Genomic DNA, 22,392 nt, shown 5'->3' with positions numbered 1-22,392 from the left:
ATTGAAAATGAAAACGCCCGATGCGGCGCATCGGGCGTCTTTGGCACATCTTTCGTCCACCCTAGAAGGTGTCAACCCTGGCTAGGACGGGTCACCCCGCGGCGGTGCCCTCACCAGTCCTTCGCCCATCTTTACCCGGCGCGCAGCCCGTCCCTGTGCGGAAAAGACCTCCGAAAGGCTATGCTTGCGCATCCGTTTTGGAGTAATTTTCCATGAAGAGGTTCGTGGTGGCACTGTCGTTCCTGGCGGCGGCTGGTGTGGCGTCCGCCGCGACGCCGGTTGCCCTGAGTTATCCGCCCGCGGCGCGCGGCGAAGTGGTCGACGAATATCACGGCATCAAGGTGCCGGACCCGTACCGCTGGATGGAAGACATCGACTCGCCGCAAACCCGCAACTGGGTCGAAGCCGAAGCCAAGCAGAGCAGCGACTACCTGGCCGCGATCCCGGGACGCGACGGCATCGTCGAGCGCATGCGCAAGATCTGGAACTTCGAGCGCTGGAGCGCGCCGGAGAAGCACGGCAAATGGTGGATCTACTCGCACAACGACGGCCTGCAGAGCCAGTCCGTACTGTTCGCCACCGACAATCCCAAGTTGAAGGGCAAGATCCTGCTCGACCCCAACAGCCTGTCCAAGGACGGTACCGTGTCCCTGCGCGAGAGCGCCGTCTCCGACGACGGCCGCTACTTCGCCTACGCGCTGTCGGAAGCCGGCTCGGACTGGCAGGTGTGGCGGGTCAGGGACATCGCCAGCGGTCAGGACCTGCCCGACGAGCTGCACTGGTCCAAGGCCGGCGGCGGCAGCTGGCGCAAGGACGGCTCGGGCTTCTACTACACCGTCTACGACGCCCCCAGGGAAGGCGAACTGCTCAAGGCCGCCAACCAGTACGAGAAGCTCTACTTCCACAAGCTCGGCACGCCGCAGTCGGCCGACACCCTGGTCTACACCCGTAGCGACGATCCGGACTGGTTCGTCGGCGGCCAGGTCACCGACGACGGCCGCTACCTCGTCATCTCCGCCAACTACGGCGACCAGGTGCAGAACACCGTGCTGGTGCAGGACCTGTCCGTTGCCGACGGCAAGATCAGCGAAGTCATCCCCAAACCGGCGGCGCAGTACTCCGTTATCGGCAATATCGGCAGCACCCTCTACGTCCTGACCGACGACAATGCCCCGCGCTACCGCATCGTCGCCATCGACCTCGCCGATGCCGCGCCGGAGAAATGGCGCACGGTGGTGGCGGAAAGCAAGGACACCCTCGACCAGGCCAGCCTGGTTGGCGGCCAGATCGTCGCGCAGTACCTGCAGGACGCGCACAGCGCCGTGCGCCGCTACAGCCCGCAGGGCAAGCTGCTGGGCGAGGTGAAGCTGCCGGGCCTGGGCACCGCCAGCGGCTTCGCCGGACGCATCGACGACACCGATACCTACTACAGCTACAGCAGCTACACCACGCCGGCCTCGGTCTATCGCCTGGACCTGAGAAGCGGAAAATCCGCGCTGCTGCACGCACCGAAGCTGGCCGGCTTCAAGCCGGCGGACTTCGAAAGCCGCCAGATGTTCTACGCCAGCAAGGACGGCACCCGCGTGCCGATGATCGTCACCGCGCGCAAGGGCGTGAAGCAGGACGGCGCCAACCCCACCATCCTCTACGGCTACGGCGGCTTCAACATCTCCGTGCAGCCCACGTTCTCCGCGGCCATCGCCACCTGGATCCAGATGGGCGGCGTCTACGCCGTGGCCAATATGCGCGGCGGCGGCGAGTACGGCCGCGCCTGGCACGAAGCCGGCATGAAGACCCACAAGCAGAACGTGTTCGATGACTTCATCGGCGGCGCCGAATACCTCATCGCCCAGAAGTGGACCAGCCCGAAACGGCTGGCGGTCTACGGCCGCTCCAACGGCGGCCTGCTGATCGGCGCCGTGACGGAACAGCGCCCCGACCTGTTCGCCGCGGTGATCCCGCAGGTCGGCGTGATGGACATGCTGCGCTTCCGCGACTTCACCGTCGGCAAGGGTTGGGAATCGGATTACGGTTCGGTCGAGAACGCGGACGAGTTCAAGGCCCTGCTGGCGTACTCGCCGTACCACAACATCAAGGCCGGGGTGAAGTACCCGCCGATGCTGATTCTCACCGGCGACCATGACGACCGCGTCTACCCGGCCCACAGCTTCAAGTTCGCCGCGGCCATGCAGCACGCCGATCCGGACGGCAATCCCATCCTGATCCGCATCGACCTGCGCACCGGCCACGGCTCCGGCAAGCCTACCGGCAAGCTGATCGAGGAATACGCGGATATCTATGCCTTCGCGCTGAACGCCATGGGTCTGGCGAAGTAGCGACGAGGGTTTCCGGCACGGCTTCATGCCGCGGTGGCTTATGCTGTTGCGGCGTGTCCTGAACAAACTGGCTGAATGAACCTGCGTGAGACACGAGCGATGAAGAGATACGGTGGATTCGGACTTGCGTCGGCCGCGATGGCGCTCCTATGCCTGCTGGCGGGATGCTCCGCATCCGGAGGCAAGAACAAGGAACTCGCAGGCATGACGGACGACACCATCTGCCCACCTGCGACGCGGATGTTGGCGGCCACCGACAGTGCCTACGGGCAGGACTTCCTGAAGCGCTTCTCCAATCGCGTGTCCTACCCGACCGAAGCGCTGAACGCCGGCCAGATCGGCACCGTACAACTTTGCGCCATGATCAGCCGCGACGGCTTGGTACATAGCGGACGCATCGCCGAAGGTAGCGGGTTCCCCCTGCTGGATGGTGCGGCGCTGCTGGCTGTGGGCACGTTGAAGGGTGCCAAGGAACGTGCACCCCTGCCGCAAGACCTGGCGCCCGGCCAGCAGCAGGTATGGATCGTGTTCAGCGTGAACTTCAAACCCGAGCGGCCTGCCGACGCACCTTTGCACGAGGCGGCGCAGGATCGGCCCTGCAAGAGCACCGGAACGAAGGAAGGAGACGTCGGTGCCAAGGAGGTGACGGCAGAGGAATGGAGCGGTTTTCCGTCCGAATTTTCCGACGCGGTGAAGAAAGAACTGATCTTTCCGAAGTTGGCACTGGATGCCGGCGAGTCGGGATATACCCTGCTGTGCGTGTCGCTGGATCGCGACTCGCGCCTCCTCGGCGTTTCGATCAGCCGCAGTTCCGGCTCGGCCTTGCTGGACGGCGCCTCGCTGGTCGCGCTGGGGATGATGCAGTTGAATACCGAGATCCCATATATCCCGAATCGTGTGCGGGCGGCACATGACACCATCGTCTTCACCCAGGAGATCGACTGGAAGCCAACCAGCCCCTGAGCGACAGCACTCCCGCGGCCGATCGCCGAATCAACCGATGGCGCCTTGCGCCGCCGCTTTTCCGCTGCATCGTCCCCGGCCGATGCAGCCCACCCCGCTCAAACCGTCAGGAAAGCCTTTCGACCCGCTGGATCTGCGACTGTGCGGCCGGCGGCGTCACCGCCTGCGTCGGCTTGCGCAGGCTCAACATGCAGCGCAGCTTGTCGCGCTCACGCTCGTTCACCATCGCCAATATGGCCGGTGTCATGCCTCTGCTCATGGATATCTCCTCCTCTTGGAACGGCGGGTACTTTGCCCGCCTGCAATCAGTTTAGCGTACGGCAAACGGCTTAGCCGGAGACCTGGGCCGGCTGAACGTTGCCGGCAGGCCGCCAGACGGTGCACCGGGGTGTATCCAGGTTCAGAGCAGCCCCGGAATGATCGCCTTGCGCTCCCTCGGATAGTCGGGGAAGCGCTCGACGTACCAGCGATGATGCGATAAGGCCCGCGGCAGCAGGTTGGCGGTGCTGAAGACGGCGAAAGACAGGCCCGCCGGGGTGAAGCTCATCAGCGCCCAGCCGCACCACAGCACGATCTCGCCGAAATAGTTGGCGGACGATACGTAGCGGAACAGCCCGCCGTAGGGCACCTTGTAGCCGGTACTGCCGTCCTGCCGCAGCCCGATGAGAATGGTGTCGGCCTGGAAATTGATCAGCCAGCCGGCGACGGCGACAGCCAGGCCGACGACGAAGCGCGGGTCATGCAACCACGCCGCGTCCATCAGGTGCGGTGCGCGCGCCACCGCGTAGCCGTTGATAAAGCCGTTGATGCTGTTGAACAGGATGCCGAAGACCACGCCGCTCAGCGGAAAACGCTTGTGGCGGTCGCGCATGCGCAGCGGATAGACCAGGGCGCGGTAGCAATAGTGCGCCTGCCATAGCGCGAACAGGATTACCGCCGCCGTGGAGGGCGCATCGGCGCTGAGCCAGAAGGTGAGGGCGAAGGCGAACAATTGCGGCGCCTCGAACAGCAGCCAGGCCGGCAGCGCCGGCAGCGTATGGCGCTGGCCCGGCTGCATATGCCGTCCGTAAGGATTGACCGTGCGCAGGCTGCCCCAGAAGCTCAGCACCGAGACGACGAAGATGAAAATCGTCAGCCCCGCCTGGATATGGTTGACCATTCCGCGCCCTTGTCCCTTGTATTCCCCGGCTCAGACTAAAGGATCGGCCGCGCGGCGATTCAGCCGAATGGACGAGGGATCGTCATCTCCATCGATGGTTCGCGCAACAGGAAAGGCCCCGCGCCGCGGGGCCTTTTTTCGCTGCGGGCGGCGCTTACTTCTTGCCGCGTGCTTCGTCGATCTTCTCTTTCACCACGCCGATGCCGGCTTCGATGTGCTCTTTCACGTCTTCGATCTTGTCCTTGATCTCGCCCTTGAGGCGATCCTTCTTGCCTTCGACCCTCTGCGCCGTGCCCTTGGCTTCGAGTTCGTGATCGCCGATGGCGCCGCCGACCTTCTCCTTGACCTTGCCTACGGCCTCCTTGACCCGGCCCTTGGCCTTGTCGGCGCTGGCGCTGTGGGCCGCATCTTCTGCGGCATTGTGGATGCGTTCGCGCGCGTCGTCCTTGTCGTCCATGCTCATGATCGAACTCCTGTTCTGTATGGATTGCCTGCTTGTAGGGGATTGGCCCGATGGTATTGATCGGCCGTTGTTAAGACCCCCGCTACCGGTGAGGGTTCCGCCCCGGGAGTGGGCGTTCAAACTGAATTCCAGCTGAATCAATGGCATAGCCGCAGCTTCCGGCGAAATTCGCGGAACCGGGATAGGGGCGGGCGGTCTTAATCATGCCTGTCGCAGCAGCCCGGCGCATCGGAGTCAGGCTCCCATGCCCACCCGCCGGTATCACCGGCCGCCGCTCTCCAGCGGCGCTCAAGCAACGCTGCGGAAATGCCAGCAACGCAGCCGTTTCCTTCACGGCTCGGCAGCATTGCACGTGCCGGATTCATGTCGGCAGCAGGCTTCGTAGTCGCGGCTACATCCGCGTCTCCCATTCCAGTCGCGGCATGGTCCCGGACCAACGCAATGCCGCAAGCAAGCCCCATGACGTGGTTTTGCAGTTCGAAAATCACAGGGGAAAGGCGGACCCGATGAAAGCGATCCAGTCAGAAGCCGAGCAGGCGTTTTATCGTGAAGTGGTGAAACTGGTGGCCAGCGATGCGCCCGATGCCTGGGTCATCGCGGTGATGAAAATCGAAGTGAGCGAACCAGTCTGTGAAGTGACAGTCGACCATATCGACGCCACCGGCCACGTTATCTGGTTCGATATCACCAACGAACTGCGCCAGATGCTGTGTCGCGCCTGCGAACAATTCCGCGCCGCGATGCAGGACAGCGGCGGGACAGGCTGGCGGTGTGCTGCCCTGACGCTCTCTACCGGCGGTGTCATTTCAGCCGAATTCTGGAGCCGATGAGCGGACTGCGATGCGGCAGCCGCTACATCTGCGTCAGCGCCACGGTGAACCCGCCGAGGTAAAGGAGCAGGGCGAGCAGAATGCCTGCCAGCGGCACGCTGAACCAGTAGCGCCTGGCCAGGATCAGGTAGCACAGCAAAAACAGGCCGCCGAACACGGCCAGGAAACGATCCTGCAGCAGCAGGGCCGTGTGGTACAGGTCCAGATAGCCGTAAACCGCGCCGAAGCAAATCACGCCGAGGCTATGGCTGGCATTGAAGCCCACCCAGGCTTTCCACATGGTGGTGTCGCGCGAAATATTGGGCGAAACCTGCTTCAAGCGTGCTTCCAGCGCCGCATCGCCATGCGGACTGAATTTGTCGGTCAGGAAGGTGTAGGCCAGGTGCAGCAAGCCCATCGCCAGGATGATGCCGCTGCCGGCGAGAATCAGGTTGCGCGCGAGCATGCGTCTCCATTGCTATGGATGCGCGCTGCGGCTGCGCCTCAGACCGGTTCCGCCTCGCGGCGGCTCATCACCAGGGCGCAGGCCTGGCCCACGTCCAGCACGCGCATGGTGCGGCCGGCGCCCAGCCACAGCGAGCAGCACAAGGCCAGGTCGACGATCTCGTCGTCGCGGAACTGCTGGCGGAAACGATTCCAGAAAGCCTCGTTGTCGCGCAGGGCTACATGGTCCAGCGCGAAGCCCTCGGCATATTCCGCGGCAAGCTGCTCGCGCACGCTGTAATTGGTCGCCGTGCGCCACTGCGCCACGTTGGCGTAGAAGGCCTCGTCCATGCCCTGTTCCAGGCCTTCGGCGTAGCGGGCGTTGCGGCATACCTCGCACTGGTTGGCCAGGGCGATGCGCATGCGCGCGATTTCCTGCACCCGCAGCGGCAGGATCGACTTGCCGTACACGGCATCGCTCAGCGCCACCAGGCCGGGCGCCATCTCGGGCCGCAGCGCCATCCAGCCGCCCAGGTCGTCGGTCACATCGATACGTGGCATCGCCGTCTCCTCCGCGCCTCGTCTTGGGGCGGTGGCCCATTACCGCATTTTCAGGGGAGGCGGCGCAAGCCGGCACCGCAAACGAAGAAGCGGGCCAGCGGCAAGCGCCTGACCCGCTTCACGGATGCAGCGGCTACCACTTAATGATCGTGGTGGTCATGCCCATGATCGTCGTGCCCATGATCCGGGCCGCGGCCATGGTCGGGGCCGTGCCCATGATCGTCGTGTCCGCGACCCGGTCCCGGGCCATGCCCATGATCGTCCCGGTAGCCTGGGTCGCCGTGGTTCTGGTGGTAGCGCGGCGCGTAGACGTTGCTGTACCAGTTGTTCTTCACGAAATAGACGCGGTGGCCGCAGGCGTTGTATTCCATGCAGTGGTGACGCCAGTCCCGGGCATAACCCGGAGGCACGCGCAGGTAGATCGGCGGCCCCATGCTCTCCGGAACCTGCTGGATCACCACCGGCTGCCGGTAAACCACTTGCGGCGGCGGATAGCTCTCGCCGAGTTCGATCTGGCCGTAGAAACCGGGTTCGCCGATATTGACCGATACGCCCACGCCGGCGAACACCGGTGCGGCAAGCATGGCCATTGCCACGGTGAGCAGCATGCGCTTCATGTTGATTCTCCCTGTCGATATGAACACCCGCCCAGGATCTGCCATCGCCCAGGACGAACGATCATAGCAGCGGGGAGAGGGTGCGGCCGCTTATTGCTTGGCGGACACCACTTCGTAACCATGCTGCGTGTAACTGTCCACGCACTTGGTCATCAGGTCGTCCGCCACGCGGCTGGAAGTCACGCCGGTGGCACCCACGCCGCCCTTGCAGGAGGCCACCTCACCGTTTTGCGGATTCTTCAATGTCACTTCCGGGCCGCCGCAGGCCGCCAGCACGCAGCCCGCGACCACGATGGACAGCATTGTTGCTCTTGCCATGTCGAGCACCTCGTTCCTTGGCGCGATAAAGCCGGCGCACGGAATCCCTCGGATCGTCCGTGCCGGTCGCTATGTCAATCCGAGTACACAATGAGCGCGAAAGTTCAGCGGATCCCGGCGCGCGGGACGGGCGGTGCGGAATCCGGGGGCGAGCGGCAGCCGGGCAGGGGGCTGGGGCCAGGGCCTAAATGCGCCCTTTGCAGTTCGGCGCGCCGCAGCCGCAGCGCATGCCATCCTTGTGCGGCGTCATGCCGTAATTCACGGTGAGTTCGGCGCCGGCCTTGACCGGACGCAGCGTATAGACCTCGACCCGGTTGCGGATGATGCGCATATAGCAGTTGGCGGCGCAGCTATGGTTGAGATAGCGGAAACTGTTGCCGGTGGAGCACTCCAGCGCCTGCCGCGGATTCAACTCGATCAGATAGATCTTGTCCGACTGTTCCACCGTCTTCCACGCCCCCGGCAGCTTCACCACCTGCCCGGAGATTTCGCCCAGCTTCCTGCGACCGGGCAGATCGGCGGTGGCGAACAAGCCGCGCCCGTTGATGCGGCTGTTGCGAACTTTTACCGGAATGATGCGGTCACCTGGGGCGGACGGCTTGCGCTGCGTTCGGGGGATGGTCAAAGGCATGCTTGATCGTCAGGCGGGCGTGGGCCGGTATTGGGGAAGAACATGGCTATTGTGCAGGATCAGCGGGCCGCGCGGCACGGCATCGTGCCCGCCGCGTTTCCGGCCTGTCGCCTGATCCTCGGTGCCGCCGCATGCTTGTCCATCGCCGCATTCGCCGACGACAAGCTGCCGGAGAAGGCGCCGGATGCCGCGACCACCACCAGCGAACTTGCTCCGGTCATCGTCAACGGCCGCCGCAATCCGCTGGATAAAGCCGACCGGCGACTGAAGTCGCTGAAGGAAAGCCTGCCGGGCACCGACACCCCGCGCAAGCGCGACTTCGCCGACTGGTACCAGGCACACAGCGATCCCAATGCCTTGCCTGAACAGACGCAGGCCCTGATGCTGCATCTGATGCGCAAGGATCCGGATCAGGTGAATCGCGCTCCATGAATCATCTCCCCAAAACGGAGCACCTTCCGATCCGGGTCGCCATGACGCTTCGGGAAGCTCGACGCTACCGTTGATCGCACTGCACGGTACCAAGCCCGTCCGGAGCGGCGATACTGGCTTCCCCGACCAAACTCAAAACAGCGATAGACGGGGAGAGTGCGTCGCGCGGCAAGCGTGGCGGTATGATAGTTGAGGCGCCTGAAGCACCGTGCCTTGCTGATCCGTCGCGTTTGGAATCGCCGGCAAAGCTCTGCTGTCCTTGCAGGAAGAACCGATGGTTTCGGAGTGGGATTCAAAAGTACCGAAGAGTTCGCGTATGGTCGCGTTTCGCGCCAGTACGGTCTTCCTGCTGTTCGCCTTGCCGGGTTTGCTGCTCTACCTGACCGGTACCGAAGCGGCCCTGAAGCAGCTCTCCTTGGGTGCCACCTGGGTGCTGGTGGCGATGGCGCCGCTATGGGCGCTGCTCGGCTTCCTGTCCGCAACGATCTACCTGATGCTCAGCATCTCGCGTCCCTACAACGCGGCGCAACATCTGGTGGAAATGGTCGTGGCCGCGGCCGTGATCGTCCTGTTGCGACCGGTGTTCTGAGCGGCGCCGCCGGTAACTGTTTTGATTCCTTGGCGGAACCGCGGCAACAGCTGCAGGCACCGGCTCCCGATGCCCGCAGCCATCACCTGTGCGCTCCTACAGGCTCTGGTACACCGTGTACTCGAAGGCGAAGAACAGCGGCATGGCCTTGACGTCGGCGAACGGCAGGATCTGCGTCAGGAACACGCCGCCGATGCCGGTGGTGGGATCGATCCAGTAATAACAGTTGGTCAGGCCGGCCCACATCAGGCTGCCCGCCGGGCGCCCGGTGGGCAGCACCTTGGTGTTGATCATGTAGGCCAGGCCCCACTTGTGCGGCACGTCCGGCGGCAGTACCAGGTCGTTGGTCAGCATGCGGTTGGCGCTCTTCAGCGGCAGCACGTCCAGCGCGCCCATCTGGTTGGTCGACATCAGCTCCACCGTTTCCGGCTTGAGCACCTGTCCGCCGGCGGCCTGGCCGCGGTTGAGGATCATGCGGATGAACTTCAGGTAATCGCCGACCGTGCTGTAGAGCCCGCCGCCGCCCATTTCGAACTGCGGTTGTTGCGGCACCTCGAAATCGGTCGGCACCAGCGTGCCGTCCTCGAGCCGTTGATGGATCGCCGCCTTGCGCGCCCGCATCTGCGGCGTCATGCAAAAAGCAGTATCGCGCATGCCCAGCGGTTCCAGCACATGCTGCGTCAAATAGGCACCGAGCTTCTGCCCGCTTACCGCTTCCACCACGCGGCCGGCCCAGTCGGTGTTGATGCCATAACCCCAGCGCTCGCCTGGATCGGACAGCAGCGGCAGGCGCAGTTCCGCCAGCTCGCAGCTGAAGATGCCCTTGAGCCCCTTCGCCGCCTGGTACTTCTGGATGTCCTCGCTGAGGAATTCGTAGCTGAAGCCCGCCGTATGGGTCAACAGGTGGCGCAGCGTGATCGGCCGTTTCGGCGCCCGCAGGCGCGGCTGGCCCGCGGCGTCGAAACCTTCCAGTACCTGGATTTCACCCAGCTCCGGCAGCCACTTCGCCGCCGGGCTGTCGAGATCGAGCCGCCCCTGTTCCACCAGTTGCAGCGCCGCCGTACTGGTCAGCGCCTTGGTCATGGAGGCGATCAGGCCCACCGTGTCCGCCGTCATCGGCGCGTCCTGGCCCAGGCTGCGCTTGCCGAAGGCGCCTTCATAGACGGTACCCTGCCGGTTGGTGACCATCGCCACCACGCCCGGTACGGCGCCCGCTTCGGCCGCCTGCCGCAACAGCCCGTCCGCCTGCTCCTTGAGTGACATCGTTCCGCTCCTCTTGCGTTTATGTGTTTGTTCTTGAGGAAACCGGGCCCGCATGCGGGCCGATTCCTGGTGCCTGCAACGTTAGCATTCCCGCTGTATCCTCCGCCCACACTCGTTCGGGTAGTTGATGGGAGTGAATGACCGGCACATGGATCCGGGCTGGCTGCTGCTGCGCGCGGCGCTGGCGGCACCGGTAATCCTGATGGCCTGGCTCGTCCGGCGCGACATCCGCCGGGAAGGGCCCGCGGGGCGGCCGCCGCACCAATCCTGAACTGCGCCGCCCCGGCGCTGTCGAATGCTCTGCCACGGTTTGTGGCTGGCGGAATTTCTTCTTGTAAAACCGTCACTTGAAACGGATTTCTGCGGCCCCATGATGTTTCTTGGCGTATGCTTCCCAAACGCTCCCCGTCATCACCACAGAGAAACCACATGCCCATCGACCTGAACTCGATGCGAAACAATCCCGCGGTAGTCCAGACGCAGACCGATACCGGCTTGCGCGAGTACTTCCGTTCGATCTACAGCTACATGACCATCGCCCTGGCCCTGACCGGCCTGGTGGCGTACTTCGCCTTCGACTCCGGGCTTTATGCGAGCATCGCGCGCACCCCGCTGATGTGGGTGGTGATGCTGGCGCCGCTGGGCATGGTGATGTTCCTCAGCTTCCGCATCCAGAAGATGAGCCTGGTCACGGCCCAGGTGACCTACTGGGTCTTCGCCGCCGTCATGGGCCTGTCGCTGGCCGGCATCTTCGCGGTCTACGCGCATGAGAGCATCGCGCGCGTATTCTTCGTCACCGCGGCCACCTTCGGCGGCATGAGCCTCTACGGCTACACCACCAAGACCGACCTGACGCGCATGGGCTCGTTCCTGATCATGGGCCTGTGGGGCGTGATCATCGCCAGCCTGGTCAACATCTTCCTCAAGTCCAGCGCCGTGCAGTTCGCCGTCTCGGTGATCGGCGTGCTGGTGTTCGTCGGCCTCACCGCCTACGACACGCAGAAGATCAAGGCCATGTACTACGGCGCCGCCGGTTCCGGCGACACCCTGGGCAAGATGGTCGTGATGGGCGCCCTGACGCTGTACCTGGATTTCATCAACCTGTTCCTGATGCTGCTGCGCCTGTTCGGCGGCCGCCGCAACTAAAGCAGGGCCCGTGGAGCGGTTCGCTTCGCGGCAGTCGTAACAAGAGGGGCGGGACGGTGCAAGCTGTCCCGCCCTTTTTTTGCCTGTCGGGTCCTGAAGCCTCAGGGTTACCGAGGTAAAGACTTCACGGCACGGTCGAGCATGCTGCGCACAATCACCCGGTGAAACGGCAGGATCGCGGCGAGGTAGACGCGGCCCAGCAGGTTATGGGTATGAACCACCGTGGTCAGGGTAACCCGCTGTGTCCCGGCCGCCGCTGGCTGCACCGATACGGCGACGCGGAAATCCAGGTGCCGGTCGTCCAGCCCCATCAGCATCTCCTGCGGCGACTCGGCCAGCACCGGGAAAATCCCGATTCTGGCGGGCCCGTCCCCGGCCGGCTCGCGTATCCCGGGTTTCAGGCCGAACAGACCCACGATGCGGTTGCGTAAACCCATCAGCGCATCGACCCACCCGGGCTGCCGCTCCAGCATGCGCTGCGAGACCTGGCGCGCATCGAGGCCCGGGGTATTCAACGTCACCTGGTAGGCATCGGCGAAAGAAGGCGCGGGCAGCAAACCATGCAGACGAGGCTCGGGGCGCGTGGCGATCGCCTTCATCGCGGATTCTCGCGGGCTTCGGAAATGTTGCGCGGAGCGGCAGGGTGCCTTGCCAGGAGCATCGGGCCCTCCTGAGCGGGTGATGTTTGCGCCTAGCCTATGCTCGTTGGGCATGCGCGGGCAACACGCGCAGTATTGCCCGGCGACGGCCTCTGCAGGAGCGCCGAAATTCCGGGGTCGAAGCAGCCCTTGTCACCGTATTTCGTAGCAGACAGCTAGGCCGAACGGGTGAAATGCGTTGGGGTGGCGAGCTATAAGCTGGCATGGCGTTCAAACCAGGGGAGGAACGCCATGTCATCCAACGAAATCTTCTACGTCTGCATCGGCCTGCTGTCGATCGTGCTGACCATCTATCCCAACCGCCACCTGTTCACGGCTAAGGGCGGCGGTGTCGCTGTGCTGGAAGCGGTCTACTACCTCACCGCGCTGGCGGCCCTGCTGGTGGGCTGGTATTTCAACTTCCAGTACATGCGCACCTACGGCGCCGAGGCCACTTGGTCCAACTGGACCAAATTGCTGTTCGTCAATCCCGCCTCGGCCTCCGGCGGCCAGGACCTGCTCTTCGCCAACGTCGTGCTGTTTCCACTATGGACTTTCGCCGACGGCCGCCGCAGCGGCATGAAGTGGAACTGGATCTGGTTCCCGATGAGCGCCCTGACCAGCTTCGCCTTCGCCATGGCCCTGTACCTGGCGCTGAAGGAGCGGCAACTGCGCTGGAGCGCCGCCAGGTAACAGGCGGAACCCATGCGCTCCCGGGCGTCTTGTAATTTTTTTCCGGCCTTGGATAGCCGCAAGGATCGCCGCCGTCCTGCGTATCAAAAACCGGTTTACCCATCCGCGCAGGTTCGCGGGCTGCGCCCGCCACCCCGCCTTCCGTGCCGCCGTCACGACTTTTGCACAAATCGGCCACTTCGCCGGCAAAGCCGTTCGGCATAATGCGCGCCTGCACCCGTTTTCAGAACGAGCCCAAGGGAATCACCGTGACCAAAGCCGCCATCGCCGCCTTCCTGACCTGCTGCCTGCTGGCGGCCTGCGGCACCACGCCGCCGGCCCAGGATTCCGCCCTGGTTACCGCCGCACCCGCTCCGGCGCCGCTGCCGAAGATCGCCCTGGCCCTCGGCGGCGGCGCCGCGCGCGGCTTCGCCCATGTCGGCGTGATCAAGGTGCTGGAAAGCCACGGCATCGTGCCGGACATGGTGGTCGGCACCAGTGCCGGCTGCGTCGCCGGCGCCCTCTATTCGGCCGGTTACAGCGGCTTCGACCTGCAGCAGATGTCGTTCGACCTGGATCGCGCCGTGGTTACCGACTGGACCATGTTCGGCCGCGGCGTGATCAAGGGCGATGCCTTGCTGGCCTTTGTCGATCAGGCCGTGAAGCAGGCGCCGATGGAGAAGCTCAAGCGCCGCTTCGCCTGCGTGGCGGTGAAACTGCGCACCGGCGAGGCTGTGGTCCTCGACCATGGCGATGTCGGCGAAGTGGTCCGCGCGTCCTCCGCCGTGCCCGGCGTGTTCGAGCCGATGAAGATCCGCGGCGAGGACTACGTCGACGGCGGCCTGCGCAGCCCGGTGCCGATCCGCGAAGCCCGCGCCATGGGCGCCGACATCGTCGTCGCGGTGGATGTCTCCACTCCGCCGCAGGGCGATGCGGACAGCCGGCTGGCGGTGATGCATCGGGCCATCGACATCATGGGCAAGGGCCTGCGCGAGAACGAAGCGGCCCAGGCCGACGTCGTCATCACCCCGGACCTCGGCGCCATCGGCTCCACAGACTTCGACGATCGCATGCATGCCATCCTGGCCGGCGAGCGTGCGGCGCAGGCGGCGTTGCCGCAGATCAAGGAGAAGTTGGCGGAGCGGGGCATCGTGATGGGGATTTAGAGGTTCATTCATCCAAGAAAACTCATCGTCATTCCGGCAAAAGCCGGAATCCAGGCTTCGATGAATCTGGGTATCTGATGAACTCACCTTGGTCGCCGAACTGGCAACAAGGGCGGAATAAGCGAAGCGCATTGCGCCTGCGACACGGTGCCGCGAAGCGTGGGTGCGGGAGCAGGCGCAGCGGCCCCGGGATAATGTCGCCAACGCAGGCGGACGCCCCCTCCCGCACCCACCTCGCTACGCTCGGACACCGTGTCGGGGCCGCCCTTCCGCCGCAGGCGGAACACGGCCTTTCTTCTCACTTTGAAACTGTGGTGTACGCGCTTGCGCACGAGGCAAAGCAACATCAAAAGCCGGAATGTCGCTCTTGTGCGGTCCTCAACCTTCTTCGTCATCCCCGCGAAGGCGGGGATCCAGTCCTGCCGACCTCGATGCACGAATGCGGGCAACCAAATCCGAAAACCCGTCTCTAAAAACCTTCTTCGGACGTCCTGATACCTCCTGGACACCCCAAAAACGCTCCATTCGTTATTCGTTGGCCGCATGCGTGCCAACAACAAACCTTGGCACGCATGGCACGCATGGCACGCATGCCAATCCGGCCCTCCCGGCAGGTGCCCCGGTCGGCTCGCTTCGCCAACGCCACCCGGCGCTATATCATGGCCGCAATGGCGGACCCGTACGGAGCAGCGCGCAGTGGACAACAGGGCGATGAGCAGGGACGAGTACTACATGAACATCGCCATGGCGGTGCGCAAGAAGGCGAACTGCCTCGGGCGCAAGGTCGGGGCGGTGATCGTGCGCGAGAATCGGATCATTTCCACCGGCTATAACGGCACGCCGGAAGGCATGGTCAACTGCACCGACGGCGGCTGCGTGCGCTGCCGCGACCGCGCTACCTACCAGGCCAGCGTCGGCTACGATGTCTGCATCTGCGTCCACGCCGAGCAGAACGCCCTGATCACGGCGGCGCGCTTCGGCAACGCGGTGGAGGACGCCATCGTCTATTCCACCCTGCGCCCTTGCTTCGACTGCACCAAGGCCATGCTCCAGGCCCGCGTTACCTCCATTCATTACCTGCACAACTGGCACCATCCCATCGGCGCGCTGCAGGACCAGTACGAGCTGCTGCAGAGGTCCCTGCGCGGCGGGGTGCACCAGGTCACGATGCACGATCCGGAAGCGGACTGGGCCAACGCGAAATTGACTCCGACGCCGGACCAGTAACAGCCGGCGAATTCAGGCGTTGCCCAGGGCCTTGACGTAGTCGGCCGGCGAGCGTCCCACCAGCTTCCTGAAATCGCGGATGAAGTGCGCCTGGTCGGCATAACCCAGTTCCAGCGCGATATCCGCCCAGTCGATATCGCCGCCGGCGGCAAGCCGCGCCGCCGCCTCGTGCAGGCGGTAACGCTGGATCACCCACTTGGGACTGACGCCGATGTATTCGCCGAACAGCCGCTGCAGCGTGCGCAGGCCGACGCCGAATTCGCCGACCAACTGTTCCACGCGGTTGATGGCGCGGTCGGCGGCAATCCGTTCGGCGATGCCGCTGACAAGTGCGACCGAATGATCGGTTTGTGGCTTGCACTGGCGCAGGTAGGCCTCGAGTATGGCCACGGTCTCCGCATGCTCTTCCGGAGCCAGCGCCCGTAACGCCAGTCCTGCTGCTGCCTCGCCGAAAATCTCCTGCAAGGGAAAGCCCCGATCGGTGAAGTCCGCCACCGGCCGCATCACGAACGGCCTGAATCCACCGGGCCGGAACTTGATGCCGAAGACACGGCCCTTGCCTTCAAGGACACGGGTGAAACGGCGCCTGCTCACCCCGTGGACTTCACCCTTGCCGGCCTCCAGCACGATGTGCACCGAAGGATGTGGCAGGGTTTCCACGGTGCGTGGCGCGTCCAGGTCCCATGCCACCGTCCAGTAGTGCTCGACGAAGGGCGCCAGGTCCTCCGAGGGGTGATACCGCGCATGCCCGCTGACCGGCTGTGAGGCGGGCATATTGAGGATGCCGCGCGGCGGCTCGTCTTTGGGTCTGATCATGTCGCGTTTGTTCAATGCAGGCCGCGCTTCCCCGTCTACCATTGGCGCCCCGGTTCCAGTGAATCCGCGGCAGGTACAGTATGCACAAAGGCGATGGGCGGGAAATGCGCGTGCGCATCGTCGGTGCAGGCACCTTGGCGGCGCTCTGCCTGTTGCCCGGCCTGTCGCTTGCCGCCGGGGCGCCCGGTACCGCGTCTGAAACAAGCAAGAAGGAGAGGGTTGTGGCCAATCGTGCAAGCGGTGCGTTCGAGGTGAAGCTGAGCCCTCTGGAGATGGACGAGCCTACGCTCGGACGCATGTCGATCGACAAGCAGTTCCGCGGCGATCTCGAAGGCGTATCGAAAGGCCAGATGCTGACCGCGGGCACCGAGGTCAAAGGCTCGGCCGCCTATGTCGCCGTCGAACGCTTCACCGGCACGCTGGGCGGCCGCAGCGGCAGCTTCGTCCTGCAACACTACGCCAGCCTGAACCGCGGCACGCCGCAGCAGAGCATCGCCGTGGTGCCGGATTCCGGCACCGGCCAGTTACAGGGACTTGCCGGCACCATGACCATCCGCATTGCCGACGGCAAACATTTCTACGACTTCGACTACACCCTCGCAGCGGCGCCTTGAGCGTCTCCGGCGCCGGACGTACGGCGCATCACGGTGCCGAGAAAAAATCCCACTGCGCCTGCGTGGCGTCGATATTCTGCGAGGTGATGCCCAGCAGTATGGTGGAGAGAGTCACTTCCGCGCCAGGCCAGTTGTGGCCGCCGTTGACGATCTGGTAGAGCAGGGCGGGGCAGCCCGGTTTGCGGTGCAGAACCACGCTGGTGCCGTCGTTGACGCGGTTGGTCAAGGTGGTCGCGGTCTCCGCGCCATTGCATGCGTCTATGGTTTCCCATTGCGCCAGGGTAACTGGCGCGGACTGCAGAGAGCCCAGGCCGTTGTAAGGCACCTGGCTGTCCTTGGTGCCGGCAAAAATCATCATCTTCAGCGGCGTATGCGTTTCGCACGGCGTGGTCTTCAGCTGTGCCGCGGCGACCATGCCGAAGCCCGTCAGCAGGTCCGGCCGGGTGCAACCGAACAGGTCGGCCATGAAGCCGCCCTCGGAATAACCCGTCATGGAGACCTTGGCGGGATCCACCGGCATGTTGCGGGTTGCGTCATCGATGACGTGGGCGAGAAAGGTGATGTCGGTTCCCGTATCGCCATTCCCCGGCAAGCCGTTGTTCCAACTCGAACCCTGGTGAGCCGGAAAAGCCATCACCGTGCTGTTCCCAGTCAGGCTGTCGACTCCCGTGGCGTGTTCCCCGGCCTTGAGGAAATTGGCCATGAAGGTAGGATTGCCACCCAGGTAATCGAGCACGATCATCAGCGGCACTTGCGTCGCCGGTGCCTTGGGCGCATCGGCGGGAATGACGTAAAGCACCATGCGCCCGTCGACGGTGCGCACGAAGCCCCGCGAACCGGCCGGCAGATTCAGGATCGATGGCGGCGCGTCGCCAGAAAAGATGCGCAAGGGGCCACCCGAAGAGCTGCTGCCCGAGGAACTGCTCGACGAGCCCGACGAAGAACTCGAAGACGAGCTCGAGGAACTGGCCGAGCCGGAAGAAGAGCTGCTGGAAGAAGAACTGCTCGATGAACCCGACGAGGAGCTGGAGGAAGACGAACTCGACGAGCTCGAAGAAGACGAACTCGAAGAACTGGACGAACTGGAATGCGAGCCGGACGAAGAACCGCCGGACGACGCAGCCCCCGACGAGGAATTCGAAGAACTGGAAGAGCCGCTTGACGACGAGCCGCCCGATGAACTCGAAGCGAGCGATCCGCCCTGGTCGTTGGAGCCGCCGCAGGCGCTGAGCATCAACGCGGAAGCGGCGCCGATGGCCGCCAGGAAAATCTTCAACCGCATTGCTGCTTACCCCCGATAGGTGAATCGTCCCGCAGTGCGCGCGGAATCTGTACCGTCATTTGGTTTTTCAGTTGACGGGCCGCCGCCACACCACCCCGGGGCGGCCCGTGTCGCGATTGTCCCGCAGGATGATGGCGGGTGCATGACCCCGGTGCATTTTTACCATTGCCCGGAAAGGGGCTGCGGCCAATTTGTGCCCCTCATATGGGGCGTTCACGCGATATGGCCCTCAGCGCTCAGTTCCCGGCATCATCCCCGCTGCCGAACAGTCGTACGTCGCCGGAGCCGCCGGCCAGCCGCACCAGCCCTTCGAAGCGCAGGCCGATTTTCTCCAGCAGCCGGCCCGAGGCCTGGTTGTCCGGTGAAGTGATCGCCACGATGCGTTTCATGCCCAGGGTGTTGCGGGCATAGGCCAGCGTGGCCGCCGCCGCTTCATGGGCATAGCCCTGGCTGCGATACTGCGGCAGGAAGGCGAAGCCGATATCCACATCGTCCAGCGTATCGCGCTTGATCAGGCCGCAGAGGCCGATGGGGATGCCGCCATCCTTCAACTCGGCCAGGTACAGGCCGTGGCCGAGGCGGCGGTACATGTCGCGTGGTCCGATGCGGATATAAGTGTGCGCATCGTCCAGGTTTCTCACGCCTTTATCGCCGATAAAGCGCAGCCATGAAGGATCGTTGAGCAGTTCCAGGATGAACGGTGCATCTTCAGCGGTGAGCCAGCGCAGCACCAGGCGCTCTGTTTCGAGGACTTTCACGGCAAGGCCTTTTTCAATCGATAGGGTCCTGCCGCAGGCTTTCGAGCCGCTGCGGCGGGGGCGGATGGCAACAGCGTAGCGCATCGTCCGGGTCCGCCGCCCGGCCGGGAAAAATTCCGAATCCGCCCATCCTGGGAAATCGGTCACAGTGGCGCCGATCGTCGCGCACTACACTGCCGCTGCCTCGGCCAGAACCGAATCACGGGAGCGGAGCGTGTCCAGAAAAATTCCCTCACCTCTCAGCGCCGATGGCAGCGGGAGCGGCGGTTCCGTCGCGGTTGCAGGGAAAGCCCTGATGCGGCCCAGGCACCTGGTGCGCCGCATCTTCGGCGGCTTCGCGGAGGACATCGTGGAAACACCGTTGCCGGAGGACCTGGTGCGTTGGGTCGCCACTCATTTCAGCGCCGGGGACAGTGCCGCCGCCCTGGCCTGCCTCAAGCAGGCTGTGACCCACACCGGCGAGCCGGCCAGCCCGCGCTTCCTGCGTTGCGCCGCCCTGTCTTCCGGCGGCGAGCTGAAGCGGCTGCAGCAGCAGATCGCCCAGCTGCGCATCGACTGGCGCGACGTCATCGTGGCCGGCGAGTACAGCGTCAAGAACAAGAAACTGATCCGCTCGCGCGACCTCGCCAAGCCGATCGCGGGTGCCTGACTGAGCATCGGTTCAGCTTGATGCCGTGGTCAGCCGACCTTATCGTGTCGCCAGATTCCGTGCCCGAAGTTTTCCAGTGACCCTGATTCCCGATTTTATCGGATACCCAAGAACGCTGATCGTGGCGGCGGTGGTCTGCCTGCCCGCGCTTCCGGCCATCGCGCGATATTTTTTTGAGGATTTTGACACCTTCAAACACGACGCTTGGCTCGACAACAGCGCCGGACGCTGGGGTTGGCTGCTCGGGCTTGGCCGGATCGAGTACACCCTCGACTGGCGCATGCTGGGTTTTGTCGGGGCCTACGCGGGCCTGGTGGCGGCGGTGTATCAGCTGCTGGTGAAATTGCAGCACTGGTTGCACGCCGGGGCGACCTAGCCGGCCGCAGGGGCTGTACCCCGTTCCCGATCAAGCGGACCGGCCGGCGATTTCGCTATAGTGCGGCATCGAGCCCAGGGCTCAACCAATAACCGGGAACATCACTTGAAAAGCAGGCACTTGAAAGGCCGGCGCCGGATCGGCGGGACGGCTGTTTTTGCTTGTATGGGCGCGCTGGCGCTGAGCTCCCAGGCGGTGGCGGAGATCGCGCCGGACCCCCTGGCGCGGGACATCTTCAAGCAGCTGATCGAGATCAATACCTCGCTGTCCGTGGGCAGCACCACCGCGGCGGCGCAGGCCATGGCGCAGCGCCTGCTCGACGGCGGTTTCGCCGCCGGCGATGTGCAGGTGCTGGTGGGCCCCAATCCCAAGCGCGGCAACCTGGTGGCGCGCCTGCACGGCAGCGGCGCGCACAAGCCGATGCTGATCATCGGCCATCTCGACGTGGTCGAGGCCAGGCGCGAGGACTGGACCACCGACCCCTACGTCTTCACCGAGAAGGACGGCTACGTCTACGGCCGCGGCACCCAGGACATGAAGGACGGCGACGCCATCGCCGTGGCCTCGCTGATCCGCCTGAAGAAGGAAGGCTACGTCCCGGACCGCGACATCATCCTGGCGCTGACCGCCGACGAGGAAGGCGGCACCAACAACGGTGTCGACTGGCTGCTGAAGAACCACCGCGACCTGGTCGATGCCGAGTTCGCCATCAATCCGGATTCGGGCGGCGTCGATGCAGATGCCGGCAAGGCCGTGACCTTCAACCTGGAAGCCACCGAGAAGCTCTATTCCGACTTCCAGCTCACCGTCACCAATCCCGGCGGCCACAGCTCGCTGCCCAAGCCGGACAACGCCATCTACCACCTGGCCGATGCCCTGGGCCGGCTGGAGAAGAAGCCGTTCCCGTTCGAGCTGAACCCGGTGACGCGGGCCTGGCTGGAGTACATGGGCGGCATCGAAACCGGCCAGCGCGCCAAGGACATCAAGGCCGTGCTGCACACCCCGGCCAATCCCGCCGCCGTCGCCCGCCTGTCGCAGGATGCGCGCTACAACTCGACCCTGCGCACCACCTGCGTGGCGACCCGACTGGAAGCCGGCCACGCCAACAACGCCCTGCCGCAGCGCGCCACCGCCAACGTCAACTGCCGCATCCTGCCCGGCCATTCGCCGGAGGAAGTGCGGCAGGACCTGATCCGCGTCTTCGCCGACACCAAGGTGACGGTGGCGTGGATCGACTCCGCCACCAACCAGCCGCAGGACACGGCCCCTTCGTCCAAGGCGATGGCGCCGCCGCCGCCGCGCGCCGACCTGATGGCCGCGCTGAAGCAGGTTTCCGGCGCTCTCTGGCCGGGCGTGCCGATCGTGCCGGAGATGGAAACCGGCGCCTCGGACAGCATCTACACCATGGCCGCGGGCATGCCGAGCTACGGCTTTTCCGGCACCGCCATCGACCGCAACGATGTGCGCGCCCACGGCAAGGACGAGCGCCTGCTGCTCAGTTCCTTCGACGAGGGCGTGGAGTTTTATTATCGCTTTCTCAAGGCGATGACCGGAACGAAATAGGCCGGGTGCAGTCCATGAGTCCGCGCCGCCCGGTAAGATCGGCGCGATGCCTCGCGGCGCCCTATACCGGCGCGGGGCGAGGGTGGTCGGAAAAGTGGCCGGGACACCAGTCCCGTCGAATTCATTGCCTGTGGAGATTGCAATGCTGAAGCGTTTCGTCGTTGTTCTGGCCCTGCTCGCGTTCGGCGGTGCCGCCGTCGCGCAGGGGGGCGGCAAGTGGGTGGAAGGGAAGAACTACTTCCGCGTCGAGCCGGCGCAGCCGGTGTCGACCCCGGGCAAGATCGAGGTGCTCGACGTGTTTTCCTATGCCTGCCCGGCGTGCAACGGCTTCCAGCCGACGCTGGACAAGCTCAAGGCCGCCTTGCCGCCCGAGGCCAAGATGGCCTACCTGCCCGCCGCCTTCAATACTTCCGAGGACTGGCCGGTGTTCCAGCGCGCCTTCCTCGCGGCGCAGAGCCTGGACGTGGCTGAAAAGAGCCATGACGCGATGTACGACGCGGTATGGGGCAAGGGCACCCTCGCCATCACCGACAAGACCACCGGCCATCTGTTGCCCAAGTCGGAGCAGCCGACCATCGAGGACGTGGCCAAGTTCTATGTCGCTTATGGCGTCAAGCCCGAGGACTTCCTGGCGGTGGCCAAGTCGTTCACCGTCGAGGCGCAGATCAAGCGCTCCGATGCCGAGATGCTCAGCTACCAGGTCGACAGCACGCCGACCCTGATCGTCAACGGCAAGTATCGCGTGACCCCGACTTCGGCCGGCGGCGCAGCGCAGACGATCGAGCTGGTGCAATATTTGATAGCCAAGGAAAAGGCCGGCAAGTAAGCCGGTGCGAGGACGCGCACGCGGGCAGCGTGCGCCGTCCCTGCAGTGATCCGCGCCAGCGGGCGCGGTCGGCG

General features: G+C 64.6%; 29 protein-coding genes. 16 read left to right on the top strand and 13 right to left on the bottom strand.

The features are described from left to right. The first annotated feature begins 212 nt into the window (after window positions 1-212). Window positions 213-2,336 (top strand): prolyl oligopeptidase family serine peptidase, encoded by a 2,124-nt coding sequence (locus BP26_RS0124235; RefSeq protein ID WP_036517836.1) that lies wholly within the window; start codon window positions 213-215, stop codon window positions 2,334-2,336. A gap of 204 nt (window positions 2,337-2,540) precedes the next feature. After that, complete coding sequence (locus BP26_RS0124230; protein ID WP_169740778.1) at window positions 2,541-3,299, top strand: TonB family protein; 759 nt, start codon at window positions 2,541-2,543, stop codon at window positions 3,297-3,299. A 106-nt stretch (window positions 3,300-3,405) separates the two neighbouring features. Here the strand turns inward: BP26_RS0124230 and BP26_RS29920 are convergent, their stop codons facing one another. The 3 genes from BP26_RS29920 to BP26_RS0124215 all read right to left on the bottom strand — a co-directional run bounded on the left by BP26_RS29920 (window position 3,406) and on the right by BP26_RS0124215 (window position 4,921). Continuing rightward, entirely contained in the window at window positions 3,406-3,558 is a 153-nt protein-coding gene (locus tag BP26_RS29920) for a hypothetical protein (protein ID WP_157572748.1), read from the bottom strand. 141 nt (window positions 3,559-3,699) lie between these two features. Continuing rightward, window positions 3,700-4,458, bottom strand: coding sequence for a DUF1295 domain-containing protein (locus BP26_RS0124220; protein WP_029923126.1), 759 nt, complete (start codon window positions 4,456-4,458; stop codon window positions 3,700-3,702). Window positions 4,459-4,612: 154 nt separating this feature from the next. After that, window positions 4,613-4,921, bottom strand: a complete 309-nt coding sequence (locus BP26_RS0124215; RefSeq protein ID WP_211255039.1) for a CsbD family protein — start codon at window positions 4,919-4,921, stop codon at window positions 4,613-4,615. Between the two features lie 506 nt (window positions 4,922-5,427). Between BP26_RS0124215 and BP26_RS0124210 the strand changes: the two genes are divergently transcribed. Beyond that, window positions 5,428-5,751, top strand: a complete 324-nt coding sequence (locus BP26_RS0124210) for a hypothetical protein (protein ID WP_029923124.1) — start codon at window positions 5,428-5,430, stop codon at window positions 5,749-5,751. Window positions 5,752-5,773: 22 nt separating this feature from the next. Here the strand turns inward: BP26_RS0124210 and BP26_RS0124205 are convergent, their stop codons facing one another. From BP26_RS0124205 to BP26_RS0124185, 5 genes are all read right to left on the bottom strand, one after another. Next, window positions 5,774-6,196, bottom strand: a complete 423-nt coding sequence (locus tag BP26_RS0124205; RefSeq protein ID WP_029923123.1) for an LIC_13387 family protein — start codon at window positions 6,194-6,196, stop codon at window positions 5,774-5,776. A 38-nt stretch (window positions 6,197-6,234) separates the two neighbouring features. Further along, a complete protein-coding gene (locus BP26_RS0124200) occupies window positions 6,235-6,735 on the bottom strand; it encodes a carboxymuconolactone decarboxylase family protein (protein ID WP_029923122.1) in 501 nt (166 codons plus the stop codon). A 140-nt stretch (window positions 6,736-6,875) separates the two neighbouring features. Beyond that, complete coding sequence (locus tag BP26_RS0124195) at window positions 6,876-7,352, bottom strand: hypothetical protein (RefSeq protein WP_029923121.1); 477 nt, start codon at window positions 7,350-7,352, stop codon at window positions 6,876-6,878. Between the two features lie 90 nt (window positions 7,353-7,442). Then, window positions 7,443-7,670, bottom strand: a complete 228-nt coding sequence (locus BP26_RS0124190; RefSeq protein ID WP_157572747.1) for a hypothetical protein — start codon at window positions 7,668-7,670, stop codon at window positions 7,443-7,445. Window positions 7,671-7,854: 184 nt separating this feature from the next. Beyond that, a complete protein-coding gene (locus BP26_RS0124185) occupies window positions 7,855-8,295 on the bottom strand; it encodes an SET domain-containing protein (protein WP_051749412.1) in 441 nt (146 codons plus the stop codon). A 48-nt stretch (window positions 8,296-8,343) separates the two neighbouring features. Between BP26_RS0124185 and BP26_RS0124180 the strand changes: the two genes are divergently transcribed. Together BP26_RS0124180 and BP26_RS0124175 are read left to right on the top strand one after the other, a co-directional pair. After that, window positions 8,344-8,733 carry a hypothetical protein gene (locus BP26_RS0124180; RefSeq protein ID WP_029923118.1) on the top strand — a complete coding sequence of 130 codons (390 nt, stop codon included), beginning with the start codon at window positions 8,344-8,346 and terminating at the stop codon, window positions 8,731-8,733. 316 nt (window positions 8,734-9,049) lie between these two features. Continuing rightward, window positions 9,050-9,322: a hypothetical protein gene (locus tag BP26_RS0124175; RefSeq protein WP_029923117.1), complete on the top strand. Its 273-nt coding sequence runs from the start codon at window positions 9,050-9,052 to the stop codon at window positions 9,320-9,322. A 96-nt stretch (window positions 9,323-9,418) separates the two neighbouring features. On the opposite strand, the gene BP26_RS0124170 is transcribed toward BP26_RS0124175, so the two are convergent. Further along, on the bottom strand, window positions 9,419-10,585 hold the full coding sequence (locus BP26_RS0124170) for a serine hydrolase domain-containing protein (RefSeq protein WP_029923116.1): 1,167 nt from the start codon (window positions 10,583-10,585) through the stop codon (window positions 9,419-9,421). 148 nt (window positions 10,586-10,733) lie between these two features. Between BP26_RS0124170 and BP26_RS30970 the strand changes: the two genes are divergently transcribed. Together BP26_RS30970 and BP26_RS0124160 are read left to right on the top strand one after the other, a co-directional pair. Next, window positions 10,734-10,856 (top strand): hypothetical protein, encoded by a 123-nt coding sequence (locus BP26_RS30970; RefSeq protein WP_281172788.1) that lies wholly within the window; start codon window positions 10,734-10,736, stop codon window positions 10,854-10,856. A gap of 158 nt (window positions 10,857-11,014) precedes the next feature. Continuing rightward, entirely contained in the window at window positions 11,015-11,731 is a 717-nt protein-coding gene (locus tag BP26_RS0124160) for a Bax inhibitor-1/YccA family protein (protein ID WP_036517831.1), read from the top strand. A 107-nt stretch (window positions 11,732-11,838) separates the two neighbouring features. On the opposite strand, the gene BP26_RS0124155 is transcribed toward BP26_RS0124160, so the two are convergent. Beyond that, complete coding sequence (locus BP26_RS0124155) at window positions 11,839-12,330, bottom strand: DUF2867 domain-containing protein (RefSeq protein WP_029923114.1); 492 nt, start codon at window positions 12,328-12,330, stop codon at window positions 11,839-11,841. A gap of 291 nt (window positions 12,331-12,621) precedes the next feature. On the opposite strand from BP26_RS0124155, the gene BP26_RS0124150 reads away from it, so the two are divergent. The 3 genes from BP26_RS0124150 to BP26_RS0124140 all read left to right on the top strand — a co-directional run bounded on the left by BP26_RS0124150 (window position 12,622) and on the right by BP26_RS0124140 (window position 15,434). Next, window positions 12,622-13,062 (top strand): DUF2834 domain-containing protein, encoded by a 441-nt coding sequence (locus BP26_RS0124150; protein WP_029923113.1) that lies wholly within the window; start codon window positions 12,622-12,624, stop codon window positions 13,060-13,062. A 248-nt stretch (window positions 13,063-13,310) separates the two neighbouring features. Beyond that, window positions 13,311-14,207 (top strand): patatin-like phospholipase family protein, encoded by an 897-nt coding sequence (locus BP26_RS0124145; RefSeq protein ID WP_051749425.1) that lies wholly within the window; start codon window positions 13,311-13,313, stop codon window positions 14,205-14,207. A 711-nt stretch (window positions 14,208-14,918) separates the two neighbouring features. Continuing rightward, on the top strand, window positions 14,919-15,434 hold the full coding sequence (locus tag BP26_RS0124140; protein WP_084183407.1) for a deoxycytidylate deaminase: 516 nt from the start codon (window positions 14,919-14,921) through the stop codon (window positions 15,432-15,434). A 12-nt stretch (window positions 15,435-15,446) separates the two neighbouring features. Here the strand turns inward: BP26_RS0124140 and BP26_RS0124135 are convergent, their stop codons facing one another. After that, window positions 15,447-16,250 carry an AraC family transcriptional regulator gene (locus tag BP26_RS0124135; RefSeq protein WP_029923110.1) on the bottom strand — a complete coding sequence of 268 codons (804 nt, stop codon included), beginning with the start codon at window positions 16,248-16,250 and terminating at the stop codon, window positions 15,447-15,449. Window positions 16,251-16,471: 221 nt separating this feature from the next. Between BP26_RS0124135 and BP26_RS0124130 the strand changes: the two genes are divergently transcribed. Beyond that, on the top strand, window positions 16,472-16,864 hold the full coding sequence (locus BP26_RS0124130) for a DUF3224 domain-containing protein (RefSeq protein ID WP_029923109.1): 393 nt from the start codon (window positions 16,472-16,474) through the stop codon (window positions 16,862-16,864). A 28-nt stretch (window positions 16,865-16,892) separates the two neighbouring features. On the opposite strand, the gene BP26_RS29915 is transcribed toward BP26_RS0124130, so the two are convergent. Next, on the bottom strand, window positions 16,893-17,687 hold the full coding sequence (locus BP26_RS29915; protein ID WP_029923108.1) for a CE1 family esterase: 795 nt from the start codon (window positions 17,685-17,687) through the stop codon (window positions 16,893-16,895). On the opposite strand from BP26_RS29915, the gene BP26_RS30455 reads away from it, so the two are divergent. Next, window positions 17,665-18,165, top strand: a complete 501-nt coding sequence (locus BP26_RS30455) for a hypothetical protein (RefSeq protein ID WP_157572746.1) — start codon at window positions 17,665-17,667, stop codon at window positions 18,163-18,165. The two genes, BP26_RS29915 and BP26_RS30455, sit on opposite strands and share 23 nt — an antisense overlap. A gap of 217 nt (window positions 18,166-18,382) precedes the next feature. On the opposite strand, the gene BP26_RS0124115 is transcribed toward BP26_RS30455, so the two are convergent. Beyond that, a complete protein-coding gene (locus BP26_RS0124115; RefSeq protein WP_029923106.1) occupies window positions 18,383-18,904 on the bottom strand; it encodes a GNAT family N-acetyltransferase in 522 nt (173 codons plus the stop codon). A 295-nt stretch (window positions 18,905-19,199) separates the two neighbouring features. Here BP26_RS0124115 and BP26_RS0124110 point away from each other — a divergent pair, with 295 nt between their 5' ends. The 4 genes from BP26_RS0124110 to BP26_RS0124095 all read left to right on the top strand — a co-directional run bounded on the left by BP26_RS0124110 (window position 19,200) and on the right by BP26_RS0124095 (window position 22,318). After that, window positions 19,200-19,553, top strand: coding sequence for a hypothetical protein (locus BP26_RS0124110; protein WP_029923105.1), 354 nt, complete (start codon window positions 19,200-19,202; stop codon window positions 19,551-19,553). Window positions 19,554-19,629: 76 nt separating this feature from the next. Then, window positions 19,630-19,929 (top strand): hypothetical protein, encoded by a 300-nt coding sequence (locus BP26_RS0124105; RefSeq protein WP_157572745.1) that lies wholly within the window; start codon window positions 19,630-19,632, stop codon window positions 19,927-19,929. A 165-nt stretch (window positions 19,930-20,094) separates the two neighbouring features. Next, the gene (locus BP26_RS0124100; RefSeq protein ID WP_051749406.1) at window positions 20,095-21,492 is read left to right on the top strand and encodes a M20/M25/M40 family metallo-hydrolase; all 1,398 of its coding nucleotides are present in this window, start codon (window positions 20,095-20,097) and stop codon (window positions 21,490-21,492) included. Between the two features lie 142 nt (window positions 21,493-21,634). After that, on the top strand, window positions 21,635-22,318 hold the full coding sequence (locus BP26_RS0124095; RefSeq protein WP_084183405.1) for a thiol:disulfide interchange protein DsbA/DsbL: 684 nt from the start codon (window positions 21,635-21,637) through the stop codon (window positions 22,316-22,318). Window positions 22,319-22,392: the final 74 nt, after the last annotated feature.

Source organism: Nevskia soli DSM 19509 (assembly GCF_000711955.1).
GTDB classification, from domain to species: domain Bacteria; phylum Pseudomonadota; class Gammaproteobacteria; order Nevskiales; family Nevskiaceae; genus Nevskia; species Nevskia soli.
This window is presented reverse-complemented; position numbering and strand designations above follow the sequence as displayed.